The organism is Microbacterium sp. (assembly GCF_031178525.1).
In the GTDB taxonomy this organism is placed as follows: Bacteria; Actinomycetota; Actinomycetes; order Actinomycetales; family Microbacteriaceae; genus Microbacterium.
Window position 1 is genome coordinate 1 of sequence record NZ_JAPSJA010000096.1, and the last position, 9,077, is coordinate 9,077.

Here is a 9,077-nt window from a genome sequence, read left to right on the forward strand (position 1 = left end):
AGACCGGCACGTCGCCGGCGTCGGAGGCGGAGATCCTGCGCCGCGTCGAGGACGGCCTCGCGAGCGAGATCAGGCTCATGCTCGACGAGGGCGTGGTGCCGGAGGTCGAGGACATCGACCTGTGCCTAATCCTCGGCGCCGGCTGGCCGTTCATCGACGGCGGAGCCTCGGCGTATCTCGACCGCTCCGGCGCGTCCGAGCGGGCCGCCGGCGGCACGTTCCACACCCCGCCGCTGCGCGGGGCCGCCAACCGCGCCTGACACACGTCGCGATGACCGGAGGCGGGGCCACCCGCCTCCGGTCATCGGCGGATGAAAAGCGCGAACGCGGTGACCTCTGCCACGGCAGGGGTCACCCCGTTGCGCTTCGCCGTCGCGCCTCTCGCTCGGCGAGCGGAAGCTCTCAGCCGTTCGGCGCGTGCAGCGTGAACTCTCCGGTCACGGTCGGCAGACCGCGGCCCTGCTCGCGTCGAGCGACCGGCACGCGCGTGCCCAGCACCTGGGCGACGACATCCTGCGCGATCTTCGCGGGCGTGAGGCCCGCATCCTCGAGGATCTGCTCGCGCGAGGCGTGGTCGAGGAACGCGTCCGGCAGACCGAGCTCGTCGACCGCCGTGTCGACACCCGCCTCGCGCAGCACCTGGCGCACGCGGGTGCCGATGCCGCCGACCCGGATGCCGTCCTCGAGCGTGATGACGAGCCGGTGACGCGCGGCGAGCTCGACGATCGACGCCGGCACGGGCACGACCCAGCGCGGGTCGACCACCGTTGCGCCGATGCCCTGCGCACGCAGACGCGCCGCCACATCCAGGCCCAGGCCGGCGAACGGCCCGATTCCGACGATCAGAACGTCCTCGGCGTCGTCGCGCGCAAGGACGTCGACGCCGTCCGCCAGTCGCTCGAGGGCGGGGATGTCCGCCTCGACCGAGCCCTTCGGGAAGCGCACGACCGTGGGCGCGTCATGCACGGCGACGGCCTCGTGCAGCTCCTCGCGCAGCCGCGTCTCGTCGCGCGGCGCGGCGATCCGGATGCGCGGCACGATGTGCAGCAGCGCGAGATCCCACATGCCGTGGTGGCTGGGACCGTCGGGGCCCGTCACGCCAGAGCGATCGAGCACGAACGTGACCCCCGCGCGGTGCAGCGCGACGTCCATCAGCACCTGGTCGAATGCGCGGTTCACGAACGTCGAGTACAGCGCGACGACGGGATGCAGGCCGCCGTACGCGAGGCCGGCGGCCGAGGCCACGGCATGCTGCTCGGCGATGCCGACGTCGTACACGCGCTCCGGGAATCGCTCGGCGAAGGGCGCAAGCCCGGTCGGGCGCAGCATCGCGGCCGTCATGGCGATCACGTCGGGGCGCTGCTCGCCGATGCGCACGAGCTCCTCCGCGAACACGTCCGTCCAGCCCGGCGAGGAGGCGCCGAGCGCTCCCCCCGTCGCGGGATCGATGCGGCCAACCGCGTGGAACGCGTCCGCCTCGTCGTCGAGCGCGGGCTGGTAGCCGCGCCCCTTCTCCGTGATGACGTGCACGATGACCGGGGCGCCGTACGATTTCGCCAGCGCGAACGTCTCGATCAGAGCGGAGAGGTCGTGGCCGTCCACCGGGCCGAGGTACTTCACGTCGAGGTTCGAGTACAGCGACGAGTTGTTCGTGAACCGCGACAGGAAGCCGTGCGTGCCACCGCGCACGCCGCGATACAGGGCGCGCCCGACCGCACCGAAGCGCCCCGCCATGCGCGACGAGCGCCGCGACAGGTCGCGGTAGGTCTCGGTCGTGCGCACGCGGTTCAGGTGCCGCGCCATGCCGCCGATCGTGGGCGCGTACGAGCGGCCGTTGTCGTTCACGACGATGACCAGGTTGCGGTCGTTGTCGTCCGTGATGTTGTTGAGCGCCTCCCACGTCATGCCGCCCGTGAGCGCGCCGTCGCCCACGACCGCGACCACGTGACGGTCGCTGCGTCCCGTGCGGCTGAAGGCGCGGGAGATGCCGTCAGCCCAGCTCAGCGAGCTCGACGCGTGAGAGGACTCGACGACGTCGTGCGGGCTCTCGGCGCGCTGCGGGTAGCCGGCGAGGCCGCCGCGCGCGCGCAGCGCCGAGAAGTCCTGTCGGCCCGTCAGCAGCTTGTGCACGTAGGACTGGTGGCCCGTGTCGAAGATGATCGGGTCGTCCGGCGACGAGAACACACGGTGCAGGGCGATCGTCAGCTCGACGACGCCGAGGTTGGGACCGAGGTGCCCTCCCGTGCGCGCGACGTTCTGCACGAGGAACTCTCGGATCTCCGCGGCGAGATCCGTCAGCTGCTCCGGCGAGAGTGCGTCGAGGTCGCGCGGAGCACGGATCCCGTCGAGAAGACTCATGCCCCGAGCCTACGCGCGTCGTCTGGGATTCCGACGAACGACGAACGGCCCCCGGGAAGTCCCGGGGGCCGTTCGCGGAGAGGAATCAGACCAGGCTGCGCAGCACGTACTGCAGGATGCCGCCGTTGCGGTAGTAGTCCGCCTCACCGGGGGTGTCGATGCGGACGACCGCGTCGAACTCCACCGGCTGCTTGCCCTCGGGCGAGTGCTCGCTCGGCGTCGCCGTGACCTTGACGGTCTTCGGCGTGACGCCCTCGTTGAGCTGGTCGAGGCCCTCGATCGAGACGATCTCGGTGCCGTCCAGGCCCAGCGACTCCCAGCTCTCGCCGGCCGGGAACTGAAGCGGCACGACGCCCATGCCGATCAGGTTCGAGCGGTGGATGCGCTCGAAGCTCTCGGTGATGACCGCCTTGACGCCCAGCAGGCTCGTGCCCTTCGCCGCCCAGTCGCGCGACGATCCGGAGCCGTACTCCTTGCCGCCGAAGATCACCAGCGGGGTGCCCTGCTCCTGGTAGTGCTGCGACGCGTCGTAGATGTACGACTGCGGCCCCTCCGGCAGCGTGAAGTCGCGCGTGAAGCCGCCCTCCACCTGCTGACCGTCGTTGACCGCCTTGACGAGCGCGTTCTTCAGGCGGATGTTCGCGAACGTGCCGCGGATCATGACCTCGTGGTTGCCACGGCGCGAGCCGTAGGAGTTGAAGTCGCGCTGCGCGACGCCGTGCTCCGTCAGGTACTGCGCTGCCGGGGTGCCGGCCTTGATGTTGCCGGCCGGGCTGATGTGGTCGGTGGTGACCGAGTCGCCCAGCGTGGCGAGCACGCGCGCGCCCGCGATGTTCTCCACCGGCGTGAGCTCCATGCTCATGCCGTCGAAGTACGGCGCCTTGCGCACGTAGGTCGACTGCTCGTCCCACTCGAACACGGGCCCCTCGGGGGTCGGCAGGTTCTTCCAGCGCTCGTCGCCGTCGAACACGGTGGCGTACTGCTTGATGAACTGCTCGCGCGAGATCGAGGAGTCGATGATCTCCTGGACCTCCTCGGGCGCCGGCCAGACGTCCTTCAGGAAGATGTCGTTGCCGTCCGCGTCCTTGCCCAGCGCGTCGGTCTCGAAGTCGAAGTTCATCGACCCGGCCAGCGCGTACGCGACCACGAGCGGCGGCGAGGCGAGGTAGTTCATCTTCACGTCGGGGCTGATGCGGCCCTCGAAGTTGCGGTTGCCCGAGAGGACGGCCGTGACCGCGAGGTCGTTGTCGTTGATCGCCTCCGAGACCTCCTCGATGAGGGGGCCGGAGTTGCCGATGCAGATCGTGCAGCCGTAGCCGACCGTGTAGAAGCCGAGCGCCTCGAGGTCCTTGTCGAGGCCGGACTTCTCGTAATAGTCCGTGACGACCTTGGAGCCGGGGCCGAGCGTCGTCTTGACCCACGGCTTGCGCTTGAGGCCCTTCTCGGCGGCCTTGCGAGCGAGCAGGCCCGCCGCGATCATGACCGACGGGTTGGACGTGTTCGTGCACGACGTGATCGCCGCGAGCGTCACGGCGCCGTTGTCGAGCATGTACTCCTGGCCATCGGGCGTGGTGACCTTCACCGGCTTCGACGCCGCGTGCGGGGCGCCGCTGACGAGCACCGACGGCGTGTGCTCGTGCCGCTCGCCCTCGTGCTGGTAGGAGACGCCGTTGGTCGAGGCCGTCTCGTGCTCGACGCCGGGGGTGACGCCCGGGTCGGATGCCGGGAACGTGCCCTCGACCTCGACCGACTCGTGAGCGTGGTCGGTGTAGTTGAGGATGTCCTTCTCGAACTGCGACTTCGCCTCCGACAGCAGGATGCGGTCCTGCGGGCGCTTCGGGCCGGCGATCGACGGCACGACGGTCGACAGATCGAGCTCCATGTACTCGCTGAACAGGAGCTCGCGGGCCGGGTCGTGCCAGAGGTGCTGCTCCTTGGCGTACGCCTCGACGAGCGAGACCGTCTGCTCGTCACGGCCGGTCAGGCGCAGGTAGTCGAGCGTGACGTCGTCGATCGGGAACATGGCGGCGGTCGAGCCGAACTCCGGGCTCATGTTGCCGATCGTGGCGCGGTTCGCGAGCGGCACGGACGCGACGCCCTCGCCGTAGAACTCGACGAACTTGCCGACCACGCCGTGCTTGCGCAGCATGTCGGTGATCGTCAGCACCACGTCGGTCGCGGTCACGCCGGCGGGGATCTCGCCCGTGAGCTTGAAGCCCACGACGCGCGGGATCAGCATCGACACGGGCTGGCCGAGCATCGCGGCCTCGGCCTCGATGCCGCCGACGCCCCAGCCGAGCACGCCCAGGCCGTTGACCATCGTGGTGTGCGAGTCGGTGCCGACGCAGGTGTCGGGGTACGCGCGCAGCACACCGTCGACCTCGCGGTCGTAGATGACCTTCGCGAGGTGCTCGATGTTCACCTGGTGGACGATGCCGGTGCCGGGGGGCACGACCTTGAAGTCCTGGAAGGCGGTCTGGCCCCAGCGCAGGAACTGGTAGCGCTCGCCGTTGCGCTCGTACTCGATCTCGACGTTGCGCTCGAGGGCGTTCTCGGAGCCGAACAGGTCGGCGATGACCGAGTGGTCGATGACCATCTCGGCGGGCGAGAGCGGGTTGATCCGGTTGGCGTCGCCGCCGAGCGCCGTCACGGCCTCGCGCATCGTGGCGAGGTCGACGATGCAAGGCACGCCGGTGAAGTCCTGCATGACCACGCGCGCGGGCGTGAACTGGATCTCGGTGTTCGGCTCGGCAGTGGGCTCCCATGAACCGAGGGCGCCGATCTGCTCCTTGGTGATGTTCGCACCGTCCTCGGTGCGCAGCAGATTCTCGAGCAGCACCTTGAGGCTGAAGGGAAGCTTCTCGAAGCCGTCGACGGCGTCGATGCGGAAGATCTCATAGTCGGTGCTGCCGACCGTCAGGGTGCTCTTGGCACCGAAGCTGTTCACCGTTGACACGGGCTGTCTCCTCCTGGTCGACCGCGCTTGCGCTCCCCATCTTGCCCCCACCCCGACCGGTGAGGCCAGCAAGGCGGGCCTAACAGGCGGAGGGCGCGGAACGAGTCCGCTGGGTGCGCAATTTATCTTGACATCGAGATAAATCTACCACGCACGGAAGAGCTCCACGCGCGATCGCGGAGGGGTGTCAGACGCGACGCGCGGGATACAGCGCACGCGCGGCGAGCCACGTGACCGCCACCAGCGGCGCGAACAGCGGCAGGCCCATGACGAGCTTGAGCGTGCCGAGCAGCGTCGTCTCGTTCGCGAGGTACAGCGGCAGCTGCACGGCGAGGCGCGCGAAGAACAGGGCGGCCCACGCGAGCGCCAGCCAGCGGAACACGCGGCGCTTGCGGCGATCCTGCCGCCAGGTCGTGCCCTCCCCCATGAGGAAGCCTGCCGCGAGCCCGATCAGCGACCAGCCGATCACCGCCGAGACGAGGAACGCCGTGCCGTAGACCGCGTTCGTCACGAGCCCGATCACGAAGTTGTCGCGGCCCTGTCCCGAGAACAGCGCGAGCGCCGCGGCGGCCGCCGCGGCGAGCAGACCGCCCATCGCGGCGGCGGGCGGCGACTTCTGCACGAGACGTACGAGCGTGAACACCGCCGCGATCCCGACCGAGAGGCCGAGCGACAGGATGAGCGGACGCGGCCAGAAGGTGTAGACGATCACGAACACGAGGCTCGGCAGGATCGACTCGAGCACGCCGCGGACGCCGCCCATCGCCTTCCACACGACGTCGCCGGTCGTCGCCTCCTCGGCGGGGTCGATGCCCGCGCGGCGCGCGACGCCGCCGATCGCGGCGCCGACGAGCTCAGAGGCCGAGGGCTCCCGCCCGTCGTCGGGGCGGCCGCCGTCCGCGTCCTGCTGCCGTGTCATCGCGCGTCAGGCCGACGCGGGCGTCGACGGCATCTTGAGCGGGATCAGGTCGCGCGGCGGCATCGGCGCACCGCCGCGCACGACGACGATCGAGCGGAACAGATCCTCGATCTGCTCGGCGGCGGCCGGATCCGAGGCGGCGGCGCCGCCGATCACGCCGCGCAGGAACCAGCGCGGCCCGTCGACGCCCACGAAGCGGGCGAGACGCATCTGCGCGTCCTGCCCGGCGACGACCGGCACCTCGGCGAGCAGCTCGGCGCCCAGCGGGCCCTCGCGCTCCTCGACGCGGCCGCCCTGCTGGCGCACCTGGTCGCGGATCTGCGCGCGCGTCTCGTCCCACAGCCCCGTGGTGCGCGGCGCGGCGAACGGCTGCACCTGAAGCGTCGAGTCGGCGTAGTCGAGACCCACCGCGACGATGCGCTTGGTCTGCTCCTCCACCTCGAGCCGGAGATTCAGCCCCTCGCGCGGCAGCACCTTGATGCCGCCGAGATCGATGTAGGGCCGGACGGGGTTCGCTTCGCTCTCGTCCAGCGGTCCCGCAGAGGCGCGGTCGCCGGGGGCCGACTTGTGGCCGATCTCGAGCTCGTCGCTCACTTGCTGTCTCCTTGCGTCTGGTAGCCCGTCGATCCGAAGCCGCCCTCGCCGCGCACGTGCTCGGGAAGCTCGTCGACGGGGATGAAGCGCGCCTGCGGGACGGGCATCAGGATCAGCTGCGCGATCCGGTCGCCGACGGCGATGTCGTACGCCTCGCGCGCATCCGTGTTCAGCAGCACCACCTTGATCTCACCGCGGTAGCCGGCGTCGATCGTGCCGGGCGCGTTGACGATCGTGATGCCGTGCTTCGCCGCGAGCCCGCTGCGCGGCACGACGAACGCGGCGTACCCGTCGGGCAGCGCGATCCGCACGCCGGTGCCGACGAGCGCGCGCTCGCCCGGCTCGAGGCGGACGGCCTCGGCCGCCGTCAGATCGGCGCCCGCGTCCCCCGGGTGCGCATACACCGGCGGGGCCGGTGCGATGATGGGGACGTCCACGGTTTGAGTCACTCCACGAGGGTAATGCAGAACACATCTCCGCCCGCTCCGCGCGATCGCGCGGCCTCGCCGGGCTCAGCGCGACCGCCCCTCTACCGCGAGCGGCTCTCGCCGTCGCTGTGGATCCTCGGCGCCGCCGCGGTCGTCGCACCGATGGCGGCACTCGTCTTCGTGCAGTACGACCGGACGCTCTCGCTGATCATCGGCATCGCCGTCGCGGTGCTGGTCGTGGCGGCGCTCATCCTGTCCTCACCGGTCATCGAGGTGACGGGCGACGAGCTGCGCGCGGGTCGCGCGCACATCGACGTCGCGCTGCTCGGCGAGCCCGTCCCGCTGACGGGTGAAGACGCGAGGGCCGCGCGCGGCTCCCGCCTCGATGCGCGCGGCTGGCACCTGATACGCGGCGGGGTCGCCGGGATCGTCGTCCTTCCGGACGTGGATCCCGACGACCCCGTGTCGTCGTGGACGCTCTCGTCGCGGACGCCCGATCGCCTGGCGGCGGCGGTGCGTCACGCGCAGAGCACGCGCCCCTGATCAGTGCGAGCAGTCGCGGCAGATCGGGCCTGCGGCGTCCTCGTGGTCGATCTGCGAGCGGTGCTTCACGAGGAAGCAGTTCATGCAGGTGAACTCGTCCTCCTGCGGCGGGAGCACGACGACGTCCAGCTCGACGTTGGAGAGGTCGGCGCCCGGCAGGTCGAAGCTCGAGGGGTTGTCCGCGTCCTCCACGTCCACCGAACCCGACATGGTGTCGGGGACACGCGCCTTCAGCGCCTCGATCGACTCATTGCCGTCGTCCTCGGTCTTGCGCGGGGCGTCGTAATCGGTTGCCATGTGAGTGGGTCACGCTTCTTTCGTCAGCTGTGGTGCGGTCTCCGCCGTGCGGCGGAGCGGCGATAGTCTGCACGGCCGTCGCCCGTTATGCAAATGCGTCGGCGTGCTGGTGTCGAAACTCGCGGCACGCCCGTTCTATTCCCGCCGTTCGGGCCCCCGCGTGAAACCATGGCGAGGTCGTGATGCCAGCGGCGTGCCGCTGTCCTGCAGCGGCGACAGGGGCGAGCCAGAGGAGGATGGGCATGGAATCGCTCACCATCATCGGACACGAGGACGGCCGGCTCGTTCTGGCCACGGAGGCCGGGCAGCGCTTCACGCTCGCGATCGACGACGTGCTGCGCTCGGAGATCCGACGGGTCCAGCGCGATCAGGCGCCCGCGGAGCCGCGTGCTCCGCTGCCGAGCCCGCGCGAGATCCAGGCGCACATCCGATCCGGCATGTCGGCCGAGGATGTCGCCGAGCTGCTCGGTGCACGCGTGGAGGACATCCGCCGCTTCGAGGGCCCCGTGCTCGCGGAGCGCGAGCACGTCGTCGGACAGGCGCTCGCGGTGCCCGTGCTGATGGGCATGGAGCTGGAGCAGGACGAGAACCCGACGTTCGGGATCGCCATCCGCGCCAAGCTCGCCGAGCTCGACGCGGCGGGCGAGCGCTGGACCAGCTGGAAGGAGTCCTCGGGCTGGATCGTCAAGCTCGAGTTCACCGCCAATGACGTCGACCACGACGCCCGCTGGAGCTTCGAGCCGCGCCGCAGCGCCCTGGCACCGCTGAACAGCGACGCGACGCAGCTGTCGCGTCAGGGGCCGATGCCCGAGGGGCTGATCCCGCGGCTGCGCGCGCTCGACACGGTCGCTCCGCTGCACGGGAGCGAGCCCGCGGATGAGCGCGAGGACGACCGGTTCGACTCCGGAGCGTTCGGCCCGCGTCGCCTGCCGGAGCCGCAGTCCGAGCACGACTCCTCCCCCGCCGCGGTGCGGGACTTCGC

Annotated in this window: 8 protein-coding genes and 1 pseudogene; 3 read left to right on the forward strand and 6 right to left on the reverse strand. The window is 70.5% G+C overall.

Features of this window, described 5'->3' with window-relative positions:
- Nucleotides 1-260 (forward strand): annotated as a pseudogene (locus RIF89_RS07925) (3-hydroxyacyl-CoA dehydrogenase); the annotation flags it as partial.
- A gap of 142 nt (nucleotides 261-402) precedes the next feature.
- Here RIF89_RS07925 and dxs read toward each other — a convergent pair.
- From dxs to dut, 5 genes are all read right to left on the reverse strand, one after another.
- A complete protein-coding gene (gene dxs / locus RIF89_RS07930) occupies nucleotides 403-2,358 on the reverse strand; it encodes a 1-deoxy-D-xylulose-5-phosphate synthase (RefSeq protein WP_309068586.1) in 1,956 nt (651 codons plus the stop codon).
- A gap of 85 nt (nucleotides 2,359-2,443) precedes the next feature.
- The gene (locus tag RIF89_RS07935; protein WP_309068587.1) at nucleotides 2,444-5,314 is read right to left on the reverse strand and encodes an aconitate hydratase; all 2,871 of its coding nucleotides are present in this window, start codon (nucleotides 5,312-5,314) and stop codon (nucleotides 2,444-2,446) included.
- A 187-nt stretch (nucleotides 5,315-5,501) separates the two neighbouring features.
- Nucleotides 5,502-6,233: a DUF3159 domain-containing protein gene (locus RIF89_RS07940; protein ID WP_309068588.1), complete on the reverse strand. Its 732-nt coding sequence runs from the start codon at nucleotides 6,231-6,233 to the stop codon at nucleotides 5,502-5,504.
- 6 nt (nucleotides 6,234-6,239) lie between these two features.
- A complete protein-coding gene (locus tag RIF89_RS07945) occupies nucleotides 6,240-6,827 on the reverse strand; it encodes a DUF3710 domain-containing protein (protein ID WP_309068589.1) in 588 nt (195 codons plus the stop codon).
- Nucleotides 6,824-7,276: a dUTP diphosphatase gene (gene dut / locus RIF89_RS07950; RefSeq protein WP_309068590.1), complete on the reverse strand. Its 453-nt coding sequence runs from the start codon at nucleotides 7,274-7,276 to the stop codon at nucleotides 6,824-6,826. Before dut ends, RIF89_RS07945 begins: the two co-directional genes overlap by 4 nt.
- A 12-nt stretch (nucleotides 7,277-7,288) precedes the next feature.
- On the opposite strand from dut, the gene RIF89_RS07955 reads away from it, so the two are divergent.
- Nucleotides 7,289-7,798 (forward strand): DUF3093 family protein, encoded by a 510-nt coding sequence (locus tag RIF89_RS07955; protein WP_309068591.1) that lies wholly within the window; start codon nucleotides 7,289-7,291, stop codon nucleotides 7,796-7,798.
- Here the strand turns inward: RIF89_RS07955 and RIF89_RS07960 are convergent, their stop codons facing one another.
- The gene (locus RIF89_RS07960; protein ID WP_203138449.1) at nucleotides 7,799-8,095 is read right to left on the reverse strand and encodes a DUF4193 domain-containing protein; all 297 of its coding nucleotides are present in this window, start codon (nucleotides 8,093-8,095) and stop codon (nucleotides 7,799-7,801) included.
- A 242-nt stretch (nucleotides 8,096-8,337) separates the two neighbouring features.
- Here RIF89_RS07960 and sepH point away from each other — a divergent pair.
- Nucleotides 8,338-9,077, forward strand: a 740-nt coding sequence (gene sepH / locus RIF89_RS07965; RefSeq protein WP_309068592.1) for a septation protein SepH, incomplete at its 3' end; no start/stop codon positions are given.

What these genes read in the sequence shown, in the direction of transcription:
- RIF89_RS07955 (WP_309068591.1), top strand. Translation starts at nt 7,289, where the DNA reads ATGCAGAACACATCTCCGCCCGCTCCGCGCGATCGCGCGGCCTCGCCG.
- dxs (WP_309068586.1), bottom strand. Translation starts at nt 2,358, where the DNA reads ATGAGTCTTCTCGACGGGATCCGTGCTCCGCGCGACCTCGACGCACTC.
- RIF89_RS07940 (WP_309068588.1), bottom strand. Translation starts at nt 6,233, where the DNA reads ATGACACGGCAGCAGGACGCGGACGGCGGCCGCCCCGACGACGGGCGG.
- RIF89_RS07960 (WP_203138449.1), bottom strand. Translation starts at nt 8,095, where the DNA reads ATGGCAACCGATTACGACGCCCCGCGCAAGACCGAGGACGACGGCAAT.